This is a genomic window from Streptomyces sp. NPDC057287, from assembly GCF_042667905.1.
GTDB lineage: Bacteria > Actinomycetota > Actinomycetes > Streptomycetales > Streptomycetaceae > Streptomyces.
In genome coordinates this window covers 33,340-57,340 of sequence record NZ_JBHUYV010000005.1, presented here as the reverse complement: position 1 = coordinate 57,340, position 24,001 = coordinate 33,340, and the positions used below count along the sequence as shown (strand labels likewise).

1 protein-coding gene is annotated in these 24,001 nt (G+C 71.5%); it reads right to left on the bottom strand.

The window, feature by feature from the left end:
• Position 1: 1 nt before the first annotated feature.
• A complete protein-coding gene (locus tag ACFUNE_RS11100; RefSeq protein WP_383565059.1) occupies positions 2-23,929 on the bottom strand; it encodes a non-ribosomal peptide synthase/polyketide synthase in 23,928 nt (7,975 codons plus the stop codon).
• Positions 23,930-24,001: the final 72 nt, after the last annotated feature.

The following is a 24,001-nucleotide window of genomic DNA, read 5'->3' as shown; positions in this document are numbered from 1 at the left end:
GTCAGTCCTCCTGAAGGGAAAGGGTGATGTCACCGGCGTCGCCGGTGGCCTCGGCGATCCTGGCGGCCAGGATCGGTCCGATCTGGGCCAGCGACCCGGCCCGGGTCATCTGGTCGTGCCGGGTGGTGATCTCGTGGGATTCGATCCGGCCCGTGATGTACGGGCGCCAGACCTCCGGACCGGCGTCGTCGTCGCCCCGGTCGATCGTGGAGTTGAAGAGCAGCAGGTCGCCGTCGTAGGTGCCGGGAACGAAGTCGACGGCCAGCTTGGCGTTGTTGATCATGATCTGGACAATCACCTCGACCTGGCGCTCGTTCAGGCCGGCCAGGGCACTGCCCCGCCGGTTCAGCACCTCGGTGACCTCGGCGTAGGTGATGTCGCGGTCGCCCAGCTCGTCCGGATCGACGTCCAGCACGCCGACGAGCACGTCCCGCACGGTGGGCACGGGCTCCTCCTCGAACCGCACGTCCTTCACCGGGTAGGCGTCGAGGACCGCAAGCAGCGCGGTCCGTTCGCCGCGTGCCTGGAGTTCACAGGCGAGCGCGTGGGCGATCAGCCCACCCGCGGACCATCCGAGCAACAGGTACGGCCCCTGCGGCTGGATCTTCTGGACGTGGTCGGCGTAGTCGGCCGCCATCTCCTCGTACGACTTCGGCAACGGCTCGGGGCGGCCGAGGCCGCGCGCCTGGATGGCGTAGACCGGGTGCTGGGGTCCGAGATGGTTCAGCAGCCCGCTGTACGACCAGCTGATGCCGCCGCCGGGGTGGACGCAGAACAGCGGTGTTTCCGTCCCGGTCGAACGCAACGGCAGCAGCACGTCCAGCGCGTCGTCCGGGTTGTTCATGGCCAGGCGCTCGGTGAGTCCGGCCACGGTCGGCGCCTCGAACAGCAGGCGTAGCCCCAGCTCCAGGCCGAGTGTCTCGCGGACCCGTGACGCCAGCCGGGCGGCCAGCAGCGAGTGGCCGCCCAGGTCGAAGAAGCCCTCGTCGATGCCCACCTGCTCGCGCCCGAGAACTTCGGCGAACAGTCCGCACAACAGCTGCTCCTGCGGCGTCCGGGGGCCGCGTCCGGCGCCCGACGCCCCGTAGTCGGGGGCGGGCAGCGCGGCACGGTCCAGCTTGCCGTTGGCGGTCAGCGGCAGTGCGTCCACGCTGACGAACGCCGCCGGCACCATGTAGTCGGGCAGTTCGCGGCGCAGCCGGCCGGACAGCTCGGCGGTTTCGGGTGCGGCATCCGGAGCGGGCACCAGATAGGCCACCAGGCGCTTGTCCCCGGGCCGGTCCTCACGGGCGACAACGGCCGCTTGGGCGACGCCGGGGCAGCCCGCCAGGACGGCTTCGACCTCCCCGGGCTCGATCCGCTGGCCGCGCAGCTTGACCTGGTGGTCGATACGTCCGGCGAACTCCAGCGTGCCGTCGGGACGCCACCAGGCGAGGTCGCCGGTGCGGTACATCCGACTTCCGGCCGGCCCGTACGGGTCGGCGGTGAAGCGCTCAGCCGTCAGGCCGGGTCGGCCGAGGTAGCCGCGCGCCACACCTGTGCCCGCGAGGTACAGCTCACCGACCATGCCCGCCGGCAGCGGGTGCAGCCGGTCGTCGAGCACGTACGCCCGCATGTTCGACATAGGCCCGCCGATCGGCACGGTCGCGGCGTTCTCGGCGAGACCGCGCACCGGGTGGCAGGTGGCCAGGGTGGTGGCCTCGGTGGGCCCGTAGCCGTTGACGACCTCGATGCCGGGGCAGGCCGCGAGCACCCGGGCAGCGGCGGCCGGCGAGACCACGTCGCCGCCGGTCCACACCTCACGCACTCCGGCCAGCAACTCCGGGCGTTCCTCCGCGACCAGCCGGAACAGCCCTGCGGTCAGCCAGAGGCCGGTCACCCCGTGCGTGGCGATGGAGTGCTGGAGCAGGTCGAGGTCGAGCTGTCCGGATGGTGCGACCACAATCCGGCCGCCGCTGAGCAGCGGCACCCACAGTTCGTAGGTGGAGAGGTCGAATGCAGTCGGGGAGTGCATCAGCACCCGATCGTGTCCGCCGCCGCGCCACTCCGGTGTCAGGGCCAGGCCCACAACGTCCCGGTGGGTGACGGCCACGCCCTTGGGCCGCCCGGTCGAGCCGGAGGTGTACATGATGTACGCCAGCTGCGCCGGTTCGCAGGCCACTTCCACGGCGACCGGGTCGTCGCCCCCGGACCGCTCCAGCGCGGCCAGGACCTCACGGGTGAGCACCAGGGCGGAACCGCTCTCCCGCAGGATCAGGTCGATCCGGGAGGAGGGGAAGCGCGGGTCCAGCGGTACGTAGGCGCCGCCGCACTTGATGACCGCAAGGATCGCCACGACCAGCTCGGCGGAGCGGTCCAGCATGACCGCGACCGGCCTTTCGGGCCGTACGCCCTGACGGATCAGCGCCCGCGCCAGGCGGTCGGTCCGTAGGTCGAGCTCCGCGTAGGTCAGCTCGGTGTCGTCCGTCACGACCGCGACCGCGTCCGGGTTGGCCAGCACCTGACGGGCGAACAGCTCCGGAACCGAGGCCGACGGCACCTCCGCAGCCGTGTCGTTGAAGCCGTAGAGCAGCTGGTGGCGTTCGGCGTCGGACATGAGGTCGATCTGGCTGAGCGGCCGGTCGGGGTCGGCGACCGCCGCGCGCAGCAGGCGGGCCCAGCGCTCGAACAGCAGCTCGACCGTGGGCGCGTCGAACAGGTCGGTGGCGTACTCCACCGCGCCGACCAGTCCGTCGGCACCTCCGTCCGGGCGGAACTGCTCGGCCAGGCTGAACGTCAGGTCGACCCTGGAGGTCCCGGTCGGCGCCTCCAGGTGACCCGTCTCCAGGCCTGGCAGGGCGAACTCGCCGATGGGGGCGTTCTGCAGGGCCAGCATGATCTGGAAGAGCGGGTGGTGGGCCAGGGACCGCACCGGGTTGGCCACCTCCACGAGGTACTCGAAGGGCACGTCCTGGTGGTCGTACGCGGTGAGCGCCTTCTGCCGGACCCTGCCGAGCAGTTCGCTGAAGCCGGGGTCACCGCTGGTGTCGGTGCGCAGCACCAGCGTGTTGACGAAGAAGCCGACGAGCTCGTCCAGCGCCTGGTCGGTACGGCCGGCGATCGGGCTGCCGATCGGGATGTCCGTACCGGCTCCGAGCCGGTTGAGGAGGGCGGCGAGACCGGCCTGGAGCACCATGAACATGCTGGCCCCGCGCGCGGTGGCCAGGTCCCGCAGGGCCTGGTGCAGCTCGGGGTCCAGCCGGACCACGACCCGGTCGCCCTGCTGGGAGGCCACCGGCGGCCGGGGCCGGTCGGCGGGCAGCTGCAGCTGCTGCGGGATTCCGGTCAGTTCGTCCTTCCAGTAGGCCAGTTGCCGGGCGAACAGGCTGTCGGGATCGGCGGCGTCACCGAGCAGGTCGCGCTGCCAGCGGGTGTAGTCGGCGTACTGCACCGGCAACGGGGACCACTGCGGCTCCTCGCCCCGGCAGCGCGCCGCGTAGGCCGTTGCGAGATCGCTGGAGAGCGGTCCCATCGACCAGCCGTCGGCGGCGATGTGGTGCACCACGACGAGCAGCACGTGCCGGCCGGGGGCGAGCGCGTACAGCTCGGCCCGGATCGGCGGCTCCGCGGCCAGGTCGAAGCCGAGCCGGGCCGTGTTCGCCAGGCGCTCGACCAGCCGGCTCTCGGAGAGTTCGACCACCGGCAGCGCCGGGTGTGCCTGGGCGGTGCTCAGCACGACCTGGTACGGAACGCCGTCGATCTCATGGAAGACCGTCCGCAGGCTCTCGTGCCGGGCGATCACGTCCGCGAGTGCGGCGTGCAGTGCCGACCGGTCGAGGCCACCGGTCAGGCTCAGCGCGAGTGGCATGTTGTAAGTGGCGCTCGGTCCGTCCATCCGGTGCAGGAACCACAAGCGGCGCTGAGCGAAGGACAGCTCCAGGCGCTCCTGGCGGGGCCGTGCGGTCAGCGCGGGCCGCGCTGCTCCGGAACCGTCCAGGTGGGCTGCCAGCCCAGCCACGGTCGGGGTCTCGAAAAGGGTCCGGATCTCCAGCTCCGCGCCGAGGGTCGCCCGGACCCTGGAGGCCAGGCGGGTGGCCAGCAGCGAGTGTCCGCCGAGGTCGAAGAAGCTGTCGTCCACCCCGACCTGTGCCAGCCCGAGCACCTCGGCGAACAGCTCCGCGAGGACCTGCTCCTGGGGGGTGCGCGGCGCCCGCCCGACAGCGGCCGTGCCGAGGTCGGGGACGGGCAGTGCGCGGCGGTCGAGCTTGCCGCTGGCCGTCAGCGGCAGCGCGTCCATCGCGACGAACGCCGACGGGACCAGGTAGTCGGGCAGCCGCCGGCGCAGCCAGTCCCGGAGTTCGCCGAGCAGGGCGCCGGTGCCACGGCTGCCGGCCGGGCGGTTGGTGAGTGAGGACAGCGACCGGCCGGAGGCCCTGGCCGGCCGGCACGGCTCGCACGTCGAGCCGTGGAGTGCGCCGGTGAGGACGACGTCCACGGCATCGGCCGCGGTGGCCGACCAAGTGACGGCCACCGTGCGGCCGAACTCCCGCCCGAGGGTGTGGAAGTCCTCCGGGTCGGGGAGGCTGCTCTCCTCCGGGGCGTGCAACTGCTCCAGCAGTTCCGCGAGCGGTCCGTCCTCGTCCTGTACCGCCCGGGCAAGGGCTGCTTCCCCGGCCACACGGCGGTTCGGCACCCCGGTGATCCGCAGCACCTCGGCCGGCGGCTGGGCGAGCAGTTCGCGCAACCCTGCCGTCCCGGTGATCTGGTGCCCCCAGGCCAGCTCGACGGAAGCGGTCGGGCTCGCCGGGGTGACGAGCGGCTTGTGCAGCGTCACGTCGTAGCGGTAACGGGTCAGTTCGTTGTGGTGGCGGCCACGCTTGACCTCCACGGCCATCGCGCCGATGTCCGTGCCGTGCTCACGCAGGACGGAGAAGAAGTCCGGATCGACCAGGAGTTCCTTCTCCACCCTGAGAGCCTGCTCCACCGCACGGCGCACGGCCGCGCGGTCGGAGCCGTCGCCGGCCCGGTGCAGCTCGACAGCGGTGGCCAGCGGGCGCAGCAGCCGCAGGTTGCGGACGTCGCCGACGAAGAGCGCACCCCCGGGGGCGAGCAGACCCATCAGCTTCCCGATCACGTCCGCGAGGTACTCGGAGGTCGGGAAGTACTGCACCACCGAGTTGATCACGATGGTGTCGAACTCATCGGCCGGCAGCCCGTCGGTGTCGTGCGCCGGACGGGTCTGCAGCACCACGCGCCCGTTCAGCCCCTCCTCCTTCGCGACCTGAGCGGCCAGGGCGTCGATCGCGGTGGCGGAGAAGTCGGTCGCCCAGTAGGTCTCGCATCGGGGTGCGATCTGTGAGAGCAGCAGACCGGTGCCGACTCCGATCTCCAGCACCCGTCGCGGCTTCAGGGCCAGGATGCGGGTCACCGTCGCGTCCCGCCATTCCCGCATCTGCTCGACAGGGATCGGGCCACCGTCGTAACTGCTCTTCCAGCCGACGAAGTTGTGTCCGAAGGCTGCGCCGTCGGGGGCGATGGGCAGGGCGTCGTAGACGTCCTGCCACTCGCCCACGTGGTCCGCTTCGAGGCCGCTGTCCCGGGCCGTGTCCTGGCGCGGGACGATGTAGCCGACGAGGCGGTCGTCCTGGGCTGCGACGGCGGCCTGGGCGACGGCGGGGTGCTCGGCCAGGACGGCCTCGACCTCGCCGGGCTCGACGCGGAAGCCGCGGACCTTCACCTGGTCGTCGGCGCGACCGACGTATTCCAGCTGGCCGTCGCCCAGCCGGCGCACCAGGTCGCCGGTGCGGTACATGCGCTCACCGGGTCCGAAGGGGCAGGCGACGAACCTCCCCGCGGTCAGGCCAGGCCGGTGGAGGTATCCGCGCGCCAGGCCCGCGCCCGCGACGTACAGCTCCCCGCTCACGCCCGGCGGCACCGGCCGCAGACGGTCGTCGAGCACGTACACACGGGCGTTGGCGATCGGCCGGCCGATGGGCGGCCTGCCGGATCCCGGGGACAGCGGGTCGCTCATGGTTGCGCACACCGTGGTCTCGGTGGGGCCGTACGCGTTGATCATCCGGCGTCCGGGCGCCCACCGCTGCACAAGCTCCGGCGGGCACGCCTCTCCCGCCACCACCAGCGTCGAGACGGTCACGGTGCCGTCCGGCACCGCGGCGAGGACGGACGGGGGCACCGTCACGTGGGTGGCGCCGAGGCCCGGATCGGTCAGGGCGGCGACCGGATCGGCGACGGGGGGCAGCATCAGGGTGGCGCCGCCCAGCAGGGCGGTGAAGATCTCCGACACCGAGGCGTCGAAGCTGGGCGATGCGAACTGGAGCACCCGGCTGCCGGGTTCGATCGCGAAACGCTCGATCTGTCCTGCGACCAGACTCGCGACACCCCCGTGGCCGACCACGACGCCCTTGGGGCGGCCGGTCGAGCCAGAGGTGTAGATGACGTAGGCCGGGTGGCGGATGTCGAGTGCGATGTCCGGGTCGGTGTCCGGCCAGTCGCCTTCGGTCACCATGGCGGGGTTGTCGACCACCACGGCCGGGCGGGCGTCGTCCAGCATGTACGCGATCCGTGACTGCGGGTAGGCCGGGTCCACGGGCAGGTAGGCGGCCCCTGCTTTCAGGACGCCCAGGACCGCCACGACAGATTCCACCGAACGCGGCAGGGAGACCGCCACCACCTGCTCCGGACCGACCCCCTGGGCGAGGAGTGCATGGGCGAACCGGTTCGCTCCGGCATTCAGTTGCTCGTATGTCAGCTCTACGTCACCGCTGACCAGCGCGATGGCGTCCGGTGCAGCCGCCACCCGCGCCGCGAAGGCCTGCGGCAGCGGGACGGTGTCCACGTCCCGGGCGGTGGCGTTGTCGCGCTCCAGCAGCAGGCGCCGCTCGTCGTCGCCGAGGAGGTCGATCTCCCCGATCGGCAGCATGGGGTCGGCGGCGACAGCCTCCAGCAGGAGCGTCCAGCGCCGGACCAGAGCGGCCACCGTCGAGCGGTCGAACAGGTCGGTGGCGTACTCGACCGCGCCGGCAATGCCTGCCGGGCTCCCGTCGGGCCCGAACTGCTCGACCATGCTCACGCCGATGTCGAACTTGGCGGTGCCGGTCGCGACCGCGTAGGTGGTGACGTCCAGGCCGGGCAGCGAGAACCGGCCCATCGGCGCGTTCTGCACGGCAAGGATGGTCTGGAACAGTGGGTGGTGGGACAGTGAGCGGGACGGGTTGAGTGCCTCCACGAGGTGCTCGAACGGCACGTCCTGGTGCGCGTACGCCGACAGCGCCGTCTCCCTCACCCGGCCCAGCAGCTCAGCGAAACTCGGATCACCGCTCGTATCGGTGCGCAGCACCAGCGTGTTGACGAAGAAGCCGACGAGATCGTCCAGGGCCTCGTCCGTGCGCCCCGCGATCGGACTCCCGATCGCGATGTCCGTACCCGCACCCAGCCGCGTGTACAGCGCCGCCAACGCCGCCTGCAGCACCATGAACAGACTCGTCCCGGAGCTCCGGGCCAACTCCGCCAGTGCGGCGTGCAGTTCCGGGGCGAGTTCCAGGCCCACGTGGTCGCCGTGTCGGCCTGCGACAGCCGGGCGAGGCCGGTCAGCAGGCAGGGGGAGCAGCTCCGGCAGGTCGGACAGCTGCCGCTTCCAGTAGTCGAGCTGCTCGGTGAACCGGCTCTGCGGGTCGGCGGCGTCGCCCAGCAGCTCGCGCTGCCACAGTGTGTAGTCGGAGTACTGCACGGGCAGGGTCGGCCTGCTGTCCGTCCGGCCCTCGCAGTGAGCGGCGTATGCCTCGGCCAGGTCGCGGGCCAGTGGCCCGGTGGACCAGCCGTCAGCGGCGATGTGGTGCATGACCAGCAGCAGAACGTGTTCGTCCGGCGCGAGGGCGAACAGCTCCGCCCGCAGGGGTGGCTCCGTCGCGAGCTCGAAGGGCTGCCGGGCGGACTCGGCGAGCCGCTTCGGCAGCTCATCCTGTGTCACCTCGGTCGGTCGGGCCCGGAGGCGGACCGCAGCAGGGTCCAGCACGCGCTGGCAGGGTACGCCGGCGACCTCCGGGAATACCGTCCGCAGGCTCTCGTGCCGCGCCACCACATCGGCCAGCGCTCGGTCCAGTGCGGGACGGTCGAGCGTTCCGGCCAGCCGCAGCGCCAGCGGGATGTGGTACGTCGCGGCGGCACCGTCCATACGGTGAAGGAACCAGAGCCGGCGCTGGGCGAAGGACAGCGGCACCGTCTCGGGCCGCTCGTACGGGGTCAGCGCTGGGCGGGCACGGCCCGCCTCGGCCAGCGCTTCGGCCAGGCCCGCCACGGTGGGCGCATGGAAAAGCGCGCGCAGTCCGAGTTCCACGTCGAGCACAGAACGCACCCGGGCGATCAGGCGGGTGGCGAGCAGGGAGTGCCCGCCCAGCTCGAAGAAGTCGTCGTCGACGGAGACCCGCTGCACGCCGAGCACCTCCGAGAACAGCCCGGCGAGGATCTGCTCCTGCGGCGTGCGCGGCGCCCGCCCGCTTCCCGCCGGAGCGTCCGCGGGCACCGGCAGTGCCGCCCGGTCCAGCTTTCCGTTCGGCGTCAGCGGCAGCACCTCCAGCACGACGAACGCCGACGGCACCAGGTAGTCCGGCAGCCGCTCCCGCAGATGAGCCGCCAGCTCCGCGGAGCTGGCGGTGAGGTCAGGGCGGACCACCACGTAGCCCACGAGCCGGTCGTCCTGGGCCGCGACGGCGGCTTGGGCGACGGCGGGGTGCTCGGCCAGGACGGCCTCGACCTCGCCGAGTTCGACACGGAAGCCGCGGACCTTCACCTGCTGGTCGGCCCGGCCGACGTACTCCAGGTCGCCGTCGGCACGCTGCCGCACCAGGTCGCCGGTTCGGTACATCCGTGCGCCCGTCGGTCCGAACGGGCACGCCGTGAACCGCCCTGCGGTCAGACCCGGCCGATCCAGGTAGCCGCGTGCCAGACCCGGGCCGGCGACGTACAACTCCCCGGGCACGCCCGGCGGCACGATGCGCAGCCGCTCGTCGAGCACATACGTCCCGAAGCCCGCGACCGGTCGCCCGATGGGCGGCACGCCGGGCCCCGGGGACAGCGGGTCGCTCATGGTTGCGCACACCGTGGTCTCGGTAGGACCGTATGCGTTGATCATCCGGCGTCCGGGCGCCCACCGCTGCACAAGTTCCGGCGGGCACGCCTCTCCCGCCACCACCAGCGTGGTCGCCGTGAGTTCGGCACCGTCCAGCGCGGCCAGGGCGGAGGGCGGCAGCGTCACATGTGTGACGGGCAACCCTCGATCCGTCAGTGCCTCCAGCGGGGCCTCCGCGGGGGCCAGTACGAGGGCGGCGCCGGTCAGCAGCGCGCTGCACAGGTCCCAGAAGGACGCGTCGAAGCTGGGCGAGGCGAACTGGAGCACCCGGCTGCCCTGCGCCACGCCGAGCCGGTCGACCTGCGCCGCCACCAGACCCGATACGCCGGCATGACTCACGACGACGCCCTTGGGGCGGCCGGTCGAGCCCGAGGTGTAGATGACGTAGGCCGGGTGGCGGATGTCGAGTGCGATGTCCGGGTCGGTGTCCGGCCAGTCGCCTTCGGTCACCATGGCGGGGTTGTCGACCACCACGGCCGGGCGGGCGTCGTCCAGCATGTACGCGATCCGTGACTGCGGGTAGGCCGGGTCCACCGGGAGGTAGGACGCTCCGGCCTTCAGGACCCCCAGGACCGCGATCACCGATTCCATCGACCGGGGCAGGGATACCGCCACCACCTGCTCCGGTCCGACACCCCGGGCGATCAGCGCGTGCGCGAACCGGTTGGCCCGCGCGTCGAGCTCCGCGTACGACAGCTCGGTCTCGCCGCAGACCAGCGCGACCGCGTCCGGCGCCGCCACCACCCGCGCCGCGAACAGCCGTGGCAGGCTCTCGCCGGTAGGTCCGTCCTCCAAGGCGGGCAACAACACACCGTGCTCCTCGGCGGACAGCAGGTCGATCCCGCCGATCGGCCGGTCGGGCGCGTCCGCGACGGCGGCCAGCAGCCTGGTCCACCTGGCGGTCAGGATCTCGACCGTCGCACGGTCGAACAGGTCCGTGCTGTACTCGATCGCACCACTGAGCCCGGCCGGCTCGCCATCGGGACCGTACTCCTCCGCGAACCCGAAGGTCAGGTCGAGCCGCGCGGTCCCGGTGGACACAGTCATCCCGGAGACCTGGAGGCCCGGCAGCGAGAAGTCGCGGCCCGGCGCGTTCTGCACGACCAGCCCGGTCTGGAACAGCGGGTGGTGGGACAGCGAGCGGGACGGGTTGAGTGCCTCCACGAGGTGCTCGAACGGCACGTCCTGGTGCGCGTACGCCGACAGCGAGGTCTCCCTCACGCGGCCCAGCAGCTCGGCGAAGCTCGGATCACCGCTCGTGTCGGTGCGGAGCACCAGTGTGTTGACGAAGAACCCGACGAGATCGTCCAGGGCCTCGTCCGTGCGCCCCGCGACCGGACTCCCGATCGCGATGTCCGTACCCGCACCCAGCCGCGTGTACAGCGCTGCCAACGCCGCCTGCAACACCATGAACAGGGTTGCCCCTGATCGTCGTGCCAACTCCACGAGCGCCGTGTGCAGCTCGTGATCGATGCGAAGTTCCAGCACGTCACCGCTGTACGACATGGCAGCAGGACGCGGCCGGTCGGTAGGCAGGCGCAGTTGTTCGGGCAGACCGGCCAGTGTCTGCTCCCAGTAGGCGACCTGGCGGGCGAACAGGCTGTCGGCGTCGTCCTCGTCGCCCAGGAGCTCGTGCTGCCACAGGGTGTAGTCGCCGTACGTCACGGGCAGCGGTGGCCATGCCGGCGCCCCGCCACCCTGCCGGGTGGTGTAAGCGGCGGCCAGGTCGCGGGCGAGCGGGCCCATGGACCAGCCGTCCCCGACGATGTGGTGCATGACCAGCAGCAGCACATGCTCGTCCGGCGCGACCGCGAACAGCTCCGCCCGAAGCGGCACCTGCGAAGTCAGGTCGAAGTCGCGCACCGCCGTCTCGCGCAGCAGCGCGGGCAGCTCGCTCTCATCGGCCGTGCGCACGGCCAGAGGGGCGGAGACCTCGGCGGTATCGAGCACCCGCTGGTGCGGAATTCCGCCGGTGTGCGGGAAGACCGTGCGCAGGGTCTCGTGCCGGGCCATGACGTCCACGAGCGCGGCGCCCAGTGCGGTCCGGTCAAGGTCTCCGGACAGCCGGAGTGCCAGCGGCATGTGATAAGTGGCGCTGGGCGCCCCGAACTGCTGGAGGAACCAGAGCCGTCGCTGGGCGAACGACAGCGGCATCAGTTCGCGGCGTGGCCGGGGCACCAGAGCCTGCCGCGCGGTTCCGGCGCCGTGCAGCCCGGCCGCCAGGCCTGCGGCGGACGGGGTCAGGAACAGGGCGCGCAGCTCCAGTTCGACCCCGAGGGTCGCCCGGACGCGTGAGACCAGCCGGGTGGCGAGCAGGGAGTGCCCGCCCAGTTCGAAGAAGTCCTCGTCGACCCCGACCGCAGCGAGACCCAGCACCTCGGCGAACAGTTCGCACAGGATCTGCTCCTGCGGAGTGCGCGGAGCTCGGTGGCCGGCCGCCGGGCCCGGTTCCGGCGCGGGCAACGCCGCCCGGTCCAGCTTGCCGTTCGGTGTCAGCGGCAGCGCGTCGAGCAGCACGAACGCCGACGGAACCAGGTACTCCGGCACCCGGTCGCGCAGGAACACCGCCAGCGCCGACGACGTCACCCCGGCTGCGTCCAGGGGGACGACGTACGCGACGAGCCGGTCCTCCCGGGCGAGCACCGCGACCTGGGACACGCCCGGGTGCGCGGTCAGCTCGGCCTCGATCTCGCCGGGCTCGACGCGGAAGCCGCGCACCTTGACCTGGTGGTCGGCCCGGCCGGCGAATTCAAGCTCGCCGTGGGCTCCCCAGCGCACCAGGTCGCCGGTGCGGTACATGCGCGCGCCGGCCGGCCCGTACGGGTCGGCGACGAAACGTCCGGCGCTCAGACCTGGCCGGTCGAGGTAGCCGCGGGCGAGCCCCGCTCCGGCGAGGTACAGCTCGCCCAGTACGCCGGAGGCGACCGGTCGCAGTGTCTCGTCCAGCACGTACACCCGGCAGTTGTCGACCGGGCGGCCGATCGGTACGGGCTGCGGGCAGTCGGCGGGGAGCGTGTAGGCGGTGATGACGTGAGTTTCGGCGGGACCGTAGTGGTTGTGCAGCACCCGGCCCGGCCGACGGGCGGCGAAGCGGCGTACGGCACCGCCCAGGCGCATCGCCTCCCCGGCCTGGGCGACCAGTCGCAGGTGCGGCAGGTCGAGACCGGCCTCCTCGGCTGCCTCGGCCAGCGCCTCGACCACAAGGTTCGGCGCGAACAGCTCCTCGACACGGTGGCGGTCCAGCCAGTGCGCGAACAGTTCGGCGCTGCGGCGCTGCTCCTCGGTGGGCACCACCAGGGTCTTGCCGTACAACAGCGCGGACAGCATCTCCTGCACGGAGACGTCGAAGCTGATCGCGGTGAACTGCGCGGTGCGCGTGCCGGGTCCGCCACCGACAATCCTGTGGTGCCACGCCAGCAGGTTGAGCAGTGCTGCGGCGGGCATGACGACGGCCTTGGGCCGGCCGGTGGAGCCGGAGGTGTAGATGACGTAGGACGGGTGGCGCGTGTCCACGCGCACGCCCGGATCGTGCTCCGGCAGCGTGCCGGACGGCGTGACGGCGGCGAGGTCGTCCAGCACCACGGCCGGGCGCGCGTCCTCCAGCATGTACGCGATACGGGCGGCCGGGTAATCCGGGTCGACCGGCAGGTACGCCGCGCCCGTCTTCAGCACCGCGAGGACGGCGACCACCAGCTCGGCGGAGCGCGGCATCCGTAGGGCAACGACCTGCTCGGGGCCCACACCCTGCGCGATCAGCGCGTGGGCCAGGCGGTTGGCCCGGCGGTTCAGCTCGCCGTAGGACAGCACGGTGTCCTCGAACACGACGGCGGGGGCCTCCGGTGTCACCCGGACCCACTCCTCGAACAGTGCGGGCAGGGTGGTGTCGGCGGCCGGGCGGGCCGTGTCGTTGCGGGCGGCCAGCAGCTCGTGCCGTTCTTCGGCGGAAAGGACGTCGATCCGGCTCAGCGGTAGCCCTGGCTCGGCGACGACCGCCGCCAGCAGCCGCAGCCAACGGGAGACCAGGGCCTCCACGGTGGCGGGGTCGAACAGATCGGTGCTGTACTCGACGCGCCCGACAATGCCCTCGGCGGCACCGGGGCCGCCTCGTTCCAGCAGGTGGAAGCCGAGGTCGAACATCGTCGTCGGGGTCCCCACCAGGACGGGTTCGGTGGCCAGACCGCTCAACGCGAAGTCGATGCGCGGCACGTTCTGGAGGGCCAGCAGCACCTGGAACAGCGGCTGACGGGTGAGCGACCGGGACGGGTTGAGGGCCTCCACGACCTGCTCGAACGGCAGGTCCTGGTGTGCGTACGCGCCGAGCGCCCTCTCTCGGACGCGGCCCAGCAGTTCGGCGAACGTCGGATCGCCCGAGGTGTCCGTGCGGAGGACCAGGGTGTTGACGAAGAACCCGATGAGGTCGTCGAGCGCCTGGTCGGTGCGGCCAGCGATCAGGCTGCCGATCGGGATGTCCTTACCCGCCCCCTGCTTGTCCAGCAGGGAGGCCAGGGCGGCCTGAAGCACCATGTACACGCTGGCGCCGTGCTCGCGGCCCAGCCGGACCAGCCCGGCGTGGAGTTCCGCGTCCAGCTCGATCGCAAGCCGGCCGCCGGAGCTCGAAGGGGTCGCCGGGTGGTGGCGGTCGGCGGGGAGCCGGAGCTGTTCCGGCAGGCCCGCGAGCGTCCGCGTCCAGTAGTCGGTCTGCCGGGCGAGCAGGCTGTCCTCGTCGGAGGCTTCGCCGAGCAGCTCGTGCTGCCAGAGGGTGTAGTCGGCGTACTGCACGGGCAGCGGCGCCCACTGCGGCTCCTCACCGCGGGCACCTGCCGCGTACGCGGTGGCCAGGTCGGCGGCCAGCGGGCCGAGCGACCAGCCGTCACCAGCGATGTGGTGCATCACCAGGAGCAGCACGTGCTCGTCCGCTGCGACCTCGAACACTTCGGCGCGCAGCGGAGGTTCGGCACCGAGGTCGAAGCCGCGCGCGGCGGCAGCGGTCAGGAGGTCCGGCAGGGCCGACGCGTCGGCCCGGGTGACCAACAGGGTCGGGCGCGCCTCTCCGGCGGCCAGAACGTGCTGGTACGCCACCCCGTCTCGGGCCGGGAAGACCGTACGCAGGGTTTCGTGCCGGTCCACGAGGTCGCCCAGCGCCGATTCGAGGGCTGCCGAGTCCAGCGGACCGGAGAGCCGCCACGCTAGCGGCATGTTGTAGACGGATTCAGCGCCCTCAAGCTGGCGCAGGAACCATAGGCGGCGCTGAGCGGAGGAGAGCGGCACCCGTTCGGGCCGCTCCGCCGGTTCCAGCGCCGGCCGGGCCCGGCCGGCGGCGCCCAGACCGGCGGCCAATCCGGCTACGGTCGGGGTACGGAACAGGGCCGGCAGGGCCAGCTCCACGCCCAGCGTCGCCCGTACGCGGGCGACGAGCCGGGTGGCGAGCAGGGAGTGTCCGCCGAGGTCGAAGAAGTTTTCGTCGGCACCGACCTGTGGCAGACCCAGCACCTCGGCGAACAGCCTGGCGAGCACATGTTCCTCGGAAGTGCGCGGCGCCTGGCGGGTTGTCGACGAGGTGGAGTCGGGCTCGGGCAGTGCGCGCCGGTCCAGCTTCCCGTTGGGGGTCAGCGGCAGGGCGTCGAGCAGGACGAAGGCGGCCGGCACCATGTACTCCGGCAGCTGCTCGCGCAGGTGCGCCCGCAGCTCATCGGCCTGCGGCATGGCACCGGGAGTGGGTTGCACATACGCGACCAGCCTGGGGCCCTGCGCCTGGTCCTGCCGGACGACCACGACGGTGCGTGCGATGCCCGGGTGTTTGGCGATGGCGGCCTCGATCTCGCCGAGCTCGATGCGGAAGCCGCGTACCTTCACCTGGTCGTCCGTACGCCCCAGGAACTCAAGGTTGCCCTCGGCGTTCCACCGCACCAGGTCACCCGTGCGGTACATGCGCGTACCCTCCGGGCCGTACGGGTCGGCCACGAATCGCTCGGCGGTCAGACCCGGTCGGTTCAGATATCCGCGCGCCAGCCCAGAGCCCGCGATGTACAACTCACCGGCCACAGCGTTCGGCACGGGCCGCAGAGCACCGTCGAGCACATGAAGCCGAGCGTTGTTGACGGGCCGACCGATGACCGGGCGCGGGCTCGTCGTCACGGGTGCGGTCACAGAGTTGACCGTGCACTCGGAAGGCCCATAGAGGTTGAGGCACAAAATCCCCTCGGCGGCCCGCAACCGCTGCCACAACTCCGGGGTGATGGCTTCGCCGCCGGCCGCCACCAGCGAGGGATGACGCCGGGAACCGTCCAGCAAGCCGTGATCGACCAGGACTCCGAGGTAGGAAGGGGTCGCCTCGACATAGTCCAGGCTGTGACGCGCCGCGTAGTCGACGAATGCCTGCGGATCGGCCCACGTCGCGTGGTCCAGGACGTGCAGCTCATGTCCCGCGAACAGGGCGAACAGCTGATCACAGGAGGCATCGAAGGACACCGAGGTGGTCAGGCCGATCCGCAGCCGCTCCCCGGCCCGGGACATCAACTCGCGCTGGCCGGCGAACAGATTCGCCAGACCGCCGTGCGTGGCGACGACACCCTTAGGGCGGCCGGTCGAGCCGGAGGTGTAAATGACGTAGACCGGATGAGCCGGATCGACCGTTGCCATCGGGTCCGTCAGCGGCCTGCTTTCGACCACCGCCGCTGTCTCCGGGGCATCGAGTACGAACCGGTCGTCCGACCCTTCCGGCAGTCGTTCCAGCGTGCGGGTGTCGGTCACCGTCATGACCGGCCGGGCGTCATCCAGGAGGTACCCGATCCGGGCGGCCGGGTACTCGGGGTCCACCGGCACATACGCAGCACCCGACTTCAGCACCGCCAGAATCGCCACCACCAGTTCCGCCGACCTCGGCAACGCCACCGCGACCAACCGCTCCGGCCCCGCACCCCGCGCCATCAACGCATGCGCCAACCGGTTCGCCCACGCATCCAACTCCACGTACGACAACGACACATCGCCACACACAAGCGCTGTCATGTCCGGAGCTGACCGCACGTGTTCCCGGAACAGCACCGGCAGGATCGCGGCCGGGGGCGTTGTTTTCGGGCCGGTGCCCAGTGCCGCCGCCTCGCGATGTTCCTCAGCCGTGAGCAGGTCGACTCGGTTGAGCCGCTGCTGGGGGTCGGCGACCGCGATGCGGAGTAGACGCTCCCACCGCGCCATCATGGTCTCGACGGTGGCCGGGTCGTAGAGGTCGTCGGCGTACTCGACGGACCCGTCGATGCCTTGCGGGGAGCCGTCGTCCGCGTACCGCTCGGACATCGTGAAGATCAGATCGAGCTTGGCGGTGGTCGACGCCAGAGGCATTTCGCCAACGCGCAGCCCGGGCGGCGCGAAGTCGGCCCGGGGCGCGTTCTGCAGCACCAGCATGACCTGGAAGAGCGGGTGGTGTGCCAGCGACCGGGCCGGGTTCAGGACCTCGACCAGGTATTCGAACGGCAGGTCCTGGTGGGCGTACCCGGCCAACGCGGTGTCGCGGACCCGGTCCAGCAGTTCGGTGAACGTAGGGTCGCCGGAGGTGTCGGTGCGGAAGACCAGGGTGTTGACGAAGTATCCGACGAGTTCGTCCTGCGCCTGGTCGGTCCGGCCTGCGACCGGACTGCCGACCGGGATGTCGTCGCCCGCGCCGAGCTTGCTGAGCAATGCCGCGAGCCCTGCCTGGAGCACCATAAAGAGACTGGTCCCGTGCGCGCGGGCCAGCTCTCGCAGTCCGCGGTGCAGCTCGGCGTCCAGCCCGGCGCGCACGGAACCGCCCCGGTGCGAAGCAGCCGCCGGGCGGGGCCGGTCGGTCGGAAGCTGGATGAGCTCCGGGAGACCGGCCAGCCGCCGGGTCCAGTAGTCCGCCTGGCCGGCGAGCAGGCTGTCCCGGTTGGTGGAGTCGCCGAGCAGCTCGTGCTGCCAGAGGGTGTAGTCGGCGTACTGCACAGGCAGCGGCGTCCACCGCGGCTTCTCGCCGTGGCGGCGCGACGTGTACGCGTCGGTCAGCCCCTGCGTGAGCGGGCCCAGCGACCAGCCGTCGCCGGCGATGTGGTGGAGGACCAGTTGAAAGACGTGTTCGTCCGGCGCCAGCTCGAACAGCTCGGCCCGCAGCGGTACATCCACGGCCAGGTCAAACCGCTGGTGCTTGGCCGCCTCCATCAGTGCGGGCAGCCCGGCCTCGGTGGTCCGGCTCACGGGCAGCCGTGGTTCGGCTGCCTCCCCGTCCAGCACCAGTTGGTGCGGCACGCCGTCCACCGTCGGGAAGACGGTGCGCAGGCTCTCGTGCCGTGTCACCACGTCCGCCACGGCGGCCTCCAGAGCCCGCCGGTCCAGTTCCCCGGAGAGTCGCCAGGCCAGGGAGATGTGGTAGTTCGCGCCCGTGCCCTCCAACTGTTGGAGGAACCACAGCCGACGCTGGGCGAACGACAGTGGGATCACGTCGGGGCGCTCGCGCCGGACAAGGGAGGCCTGCGCCGGCCCGGCCGCCGCCAGGGCTTCGGCAAGGCCCGCCGGGGTCGGCGCCTCGAACAGGGTGCGTAGCGGCATCTCCACGCCGAGCGTCGCGCGGATCCGGGCGGCCAGGCGGGTGGCCAGCAGCGAGTGTCCGCCCAGGTCGAAGAACCCGTCCTCGACGCCGGCCGATGCCACCCCGAGGACCTCCGCGAACAGCGCGCAGAGAACCTGCTCCTGCGGGGTGCGCGGCGCACGGGAGGTGGCTGCCGGGGTGAGGTCGGGGGCGGGCAGGGCCCGATGGTCCAGCTTGCCGTTGACGGTCAGCGGCAGCGCGTCCAGCGTGACGAAGACCGACGGCACCATGTACTCCGGCAACCGCTCGCGCAGGTGCCCCCGCAGGTCGGCGGAGCTCGGTGTGGCACCCCCGGCCGCCACCAGGTACGCGACCAGCCGGGTGTCGTCGGCCCGGTCCTGCCGGGCCAGGACGGCGGCCTGGGCGACGCCCGGGTATGCGGCCAGCGTAGCCTCGATCTCGCCGAGCTCGATCCGGAAGCCGCGTACCTTGACCTGCTGGTCGGCTCGGCCGACGTAGCGCAGACTGCCGTCCGCCGCGCGGCGCACCACGTCACCGCTGCGGTACATCCTCGACCCCGGCGGTCCGAACGGGTCCGCCACGAACCGCCCGGCAGTCAGGCCCGGCCTGTTCAGGTAGCCGCGCGCCAGGCCCGCTCCCGCGACGTACAGCTCGCCCGGTACGCCCGGGGCCACCGGCCGCAGGCCGTCGTCGAGCACGTACGTCCGCAGGTCCGGGAGGGCCGCGCCGATCTTGCCTGCTGCGGTGTCGGCGCCGTCGAGCGCTGTGTGGGTGACGTGCACCGTGGTCTCGGTGATGCCGTACATGTTGACCAGATGCGGCGCGTCCGCCGGGTGCCTGTCGTACCAGCTTGCCAACCGGGTGTGCTCCAGCGCCTCACCGCCGAACACCACCGTTCGCAGAGCGAGTTCGCTGCCGGTCTTGGGGGCCTCCGCATCCGCCTGCATCAACTGGTAGAAGGCGGACGGCGTCTGGTTGAGCACCGTCACCCGCTCTCGGGCGAGTAGTTGCAAGAACTGGCCGGGCGAGCGACTGGTGTCGTGGTCCACGACCACCAGGCGGCCGCCGTGCAGCAGCGGGCCCCACAGTTCCCACACCGAGAAGTCGAAGGCGTAGGAGTGGAAGAGGGTCCATACGTCCTCATCGGAGAAGCCGAACAGCTCCCGCGTGGTGTCGAACAGGCGCACCACGTTGCGGTGCGGGACCACCACGCCCTTGGGGTTACCGGTGGAGCCGGAGGTGTGGATCACGTAGGCGGCCTGACCCGGGTCGACGAAGCCCCCCGGATCCGTGTCCGGCAGCCCGTCCAGATCGGTGGCATCCAGCAGCAACCGGTCCACGTGCTCCGCCCCCGGCAGCAGCTCACCGGTTCGGCTCGTGGTCACGAGCAGCGAGGGCTGGGTGTCCTGGAGCAGATAGGTGATGCGGGCGGCCGGGTACTCCGGGTCCACCGGTACGTACGCGGCGCCGGCCTTGAGGACCGCGAGCACCGCCACGACCAGATCCGCCGAACGGGGCAAGGCCAGCACCACCAACCGCTCCGACCGCACCCCCCGCTCGATCAGAGCGTGCGCCAGCCGGTTGGCGCGGGCATTCAACTGGCCGTAGGTCAGCGTGACCACACCGTCCGTGAGGGCGGTCGCGTGCGGGTTCGCCCGCACCTGCCGTTCGAACAGTGCGGGCAGACTGCCCCCTGGAAGCTCCTCGCCATGGCTGCCGGCCGGCAGCAGTGCCTGGAGCTCCTCGGCGGACAGCACGTCCACCTGGCCGATCCGTCGGCCGGGGTCGGAGACGACGGCGCGCAGCAGCCGCAGCCACCGTTCGACGATGCCGGTGACGGTGGCGGCGTCGAACAGGTCGGTGCTGTACTCCACCACGCCCGACAACCCGTTCGTTTCGGGCTGTTCGGCCAGGACGAAGGTCAGGTCGCACTTGGCCGTTCCGGTGTTCACCAGGTCGGTCGACACGTGCAGCTGCGGCAGGTCGAAGGCGCCGGACGGAGCGTTCTGCAGGGTGAGCATGGTCTGGAACAGCGGGTGGTGCGCAAGCGTGCGGGTCGGGTTCAGCGCATCGACGAGGTGCTCGAACGGCACCTCCTGGTGCGTGTACGCGGCCAGCGAGTCGGAGCGCACCCGGCCCAGCAGTTCGGTGAACGACGGGTCACCGGACAGGTCGGTGCGCAGTACCAGGGTGTTGACGAAGAAGCCGACCATGTCATCCAGGGCCTCGTCGGTGCGCCCCGCGATCGGAGTACCGATCGGTACGTCGGTGCCGGCCCCCAGTTTGCCCAGCAGGGCGGCAAGACCGGCCTGGAGCACCATGAAGAGGCTGGCTCCGCTGTCACGGGCGAGTTCGCGCACGCCTTGGTGCAGCTCGGCGTCGATGCGCACCGGAAGCTGGGCGCCCCGGTAGGACATTGCCGCCGGCCGGGGCCGGTCGAAGGGCAGCTCGACCTGCTCGGGCAGACCCGCGAGCCGCTGGCGCCAGTAGGCGAGGGAGTTGTGGAGCAGACTATCCGGGTCGGTGCCGTCACCCAGCAGGTCCTGCTGCCAGAGGGTGTAGTCGGCGTACTGGACCGGCAGCGGTGACCACTCCGGCTTCGCCCCCTCGCTGCGGGCCGCGTAGGCAGTCGCCAAGTCCCGTGAGAGCGGGCCCGTCGACCAACCGTCACCGGCGATGTGGTGCACCAGCAGCAGCAGTACGTGGTTGTCGGCGTCGAGCCGGAACAGCTCGGCGCGCAGCGGCGGCTCCTCGGAGAGCTCGAAGCCGTACCGTGCCGCTTCCGTCAGCCGGTTCGGCAGGTCGCGCTCGCCGAGCTCCGTCACCCGCAACAGCGGCCGTACCGCGTCGATGTCGAGTACCCGCTGGCACGGTGCGCCGTCGACCACCGGAAAGACGGTGCGCAGGCTCTCGTGCCGCTCGACCACGTCCGACAGGGCGGCCTGCAGGGCATGCTGGTTCAGGCCTCCGGACAGTCGCAGAGCCAGAGGGATGTTGTATGTGGCACTCGGCCCCTCCATGCGGTGCAGGAACCACAGTCGGCGCTGCGCAAAGGACAGCGGGACCGTTTCGGGCCGCCCGCGCCGCACCAGCGCCGGGCGCGCCCGTCCCGCGACGTCCACCGCGGCAGCCAGCTCCGCCACCGTCGGTGCGTCGAACAGATCGCGCAGCCTCAGCTCCACGCCCAGCACGGACCGTGCCCGGGCGATCAGCCGGGTGGCGAGCAGGGAGTGCCCGCCGAGGTCGAAGAAGTCGTCGTCCACACCGACCTGCGGCCGTCCCAGCACCTCGGCGAACAGCCCGGAGAGCAGGTGCTCCACCCCGGTGCGCGCTGCACGGCCGGTCGGGGCGGCGGCCTGCCGCCCAGGAGCCGGAAGTGCGCGCCGGTCGAGCTTGCCGTTCGGGGTCAGCGGAAGCGCGTCCAGCACCACGATCGTCGACGGCACCATGTGCTCGGGCAGCCGCTCCCGCAGCGGGGCCCGCATCGCGTCCGCCTCGACGGCCTGTCCTGCGGTGGGGACGACGTAGGCGACCAGCAGGGGGTCCTCGTCGGTGTGCACCGCGACCGCGGCCCGTGCGATCTGCGGGTGCTCGGCGAGGACCGTCTCGATCTCGCCCAGCTCGATGCGGAATCCGCGGATCTTTACCTGGTCGTCGGTGCGGCCGAGGAACTCCAGGTTTCCTTCCAGGTTCCATCGCACCAGGTCACCGGTGCGATACATCCGCGAGCCGTCCGGCCCGAACGGGTCACCCACGAACCGTCCCGCGGTCAGGCCGGGTCGGTTCAGATAGCCCCGCGCCAGCCCCGCGCCGGCGATGTACAGCTCGCCCGGAACGCCGGCCGGCAGCGGTCGCAGGGCACCGTCGAGCACGTACAGCCGGGCGTTGGTGACGGGGCGCCCGATGACCGGACGCGGGCTCGATGCCGTCGGTGCGGCCACCGAGTTGACGGTGCACTCCGAGGGTCCGTAGAGATTGAGGCAGGAGACCCCGTCGGCGGCCCGCAACCGCTGCCAGAGCTGGTCGGGTAGGGCCTCGCCGCCGGCCGCGACCAGCGCCGGGCTGCGCTGGGGATCGTCCAGCAGGCCATGGGCGACGAGGACGCTGAGGTAGGAGGGGGTGGCCTCGACGTAGTCCAGCCCGCAGGACGCCGCGTAGTCGACGAAGGCGTCCGGGTCGGTCCAGGTCGCATGGTCCAGGACGTGCAGCTCGTGGCCGGCGAAGAGGGCCATCAACTGGTTCCAGGAAGCGTCGAACGACACCGACGTGGTCAGTGCCACCCTCAACCGGCGCCGGTCCTCAAGCAGCGACGCGAACTGCACAAGCCTGTGGTCGGTGAGCAGGTCGAGGAGGCCGCCGTGCGTCGCCACCACGCCCTTGGGCTTGCCGGTGGAACCGGAGGTGTAGATCACGTACGCCGGGTGGCTCGGATCGACGGCCGGCATCGGGTCCGAGACGAGGCAGCCCGCCACCAGGGCGGCCGTTTCGGGGTCGTCGAGCTCCAGTCGGGGAGTCGTGCCGCCGTCGGGCAGGTGGCCTGCGACGGAAGTATTGGTGACGGTAAGGACGGGGGAGGCGTCGTCGAGCAAGTAGGCGATGCGGGCGGCCGGGTATTCGGGGTCGACCGGGACGTAGGCGGCGCCGGTTTTCAGTACTGCGAGGATCGCCATGACCAGCTCGGCGGACCTCGGCAACGCCACCGCCACCAATCGCTCGGGCCCCGCGCCCCGCGCCAGCAACGCGTATGCCAACCGGTTTGCCCGTGCGTCGAGTTCCGCGTAAGTCAGTGAGACGTCGCCGCACACCAGGGCGACCAGGTCCGGAGTCGCTCGGGCGTGCTCCCGGAACAGCTCCGGTAGGTTCGCGGTCGCAACCGCTGCTGTCGGTCCGGTGCCGAGGGCGGCCACCTCGCGGTGCTCCTCGGCCGTGATCAGGCCGATCCGGCCGACCGCCTCATTCGGGTCGAAGTCGGCGACAGTGTCGAGCAGGGCGAGCAGCCGCTGCTGGTGCGCGGCGAGGTCGTCGTCGCCGTACGTCTCCGGAGCGCCGTGCAGCCGGAGGAGCGGAGCGTTGCCGTCCCGGTAGTCGAAAACCCAGACTGCCAGGTCGGTGGTCGACCCTGACACGAAGTGGTGAACCGAGGCGGGATGCCCGGCGAAGCTCGGCCGGGCGTTGAAGGCCATGATGTTGACAATCAGCGGGAATGCGGTTCCGATACTGCCGGGCGCGCCGAGGTCGCGCAGCAGGTCCTCGCTGCGATAGCGCTCGTGCGCGACGGCCGATTCGACCTCTCGGGCCACGTGGGCGACGAGATCGCCCCACGTCATGTCCGGCCGCACGGTGAGCCGTAGGGGCACCACGTTGGACATCGTTCCGGGCACCGACATCAGGTCGCGGTCGGATCCCCGTCGGGCAGTGACGGGGAGGGCGAGCACGACGTCCTGTGCACCGCTCAGCCGGTGGGCATAGAGGGCCGTCGCCGCGACCACCACCCGGGACCACCTGACACCGACCCGGCTCGCCGCCGCCCGCAGTGCCTCGGGGCTCCGCAGCTCCAGCTCCCCCGCCACGCGCAGGGCCCGGTGCGGGTCGGTCACGGACGTGTCGGTGAGCCGAGTCGGAGCAGGCAGATCGGTGAAGCGCTCCGTCCAGTAGGAGCGGTCGGCGGTAAAGGCGGCGGACGAGCGATAGGTAGCGTCACTGTCGACCAGGTCCCGCAGCGATCCGAACGGGCAGGGCGGGACGACACCGTTGCTCGCCAGCGCCGAGTACACCTCGCCGACCCGCTGCCGGACCATGGAACTGCTGATCGCGTCCAGCACCACGTGGTGGTAGTTCAGGTACCAGAGGAACTCGGTCGGCGACAGCCGGATCAGCGCATGGCCGAACAGCGGATCACAGGAGAGGTCCAACGGACGGGCCAGGTCCCGCTCCATCCACTTCATGGCCGCCGCCCGGGGATCCGGCTCCGCGCCGAGGTCGAGGTGGACGGGCGCCCAGTCCCAGGTCTCGCGGAGGATCTGGCACGGGCCTTCACCGTCGTCGACGAAGGTCACGTGCAGGGCGTCGACCTCGTCGACCACCCGGCGCAGCGCGGCTTCGAACAACTCCGCGTCGACCGGTCCGTGGATCTCCAGGCACTCACCGACTCGGTAGCCCGGGATCGGTGTCCGGGAGCTCTGCTCGGCGAGCCAGATCTCCCGCTGGGCCGCGGTCAGGGGAAGGACGTCTCCGTCGCAACGGGACATGGGGGTACCTCCAGAAGTATGGGCGAGCAGGCACGCGGACGTGCCGGGTCACACCGGACGCGGTGATGTCAC

What these genes read in the sequence shown, in the direction of transcription:
- ACFUNE_RS11100 (WP_383565059.1), bottom strand. Translation starts at nt 23,929, where the DNA reads ATGTCCCGTTGCGACGGAGACGTCCTTCCCCTGACCGCGGCCCAGCGG.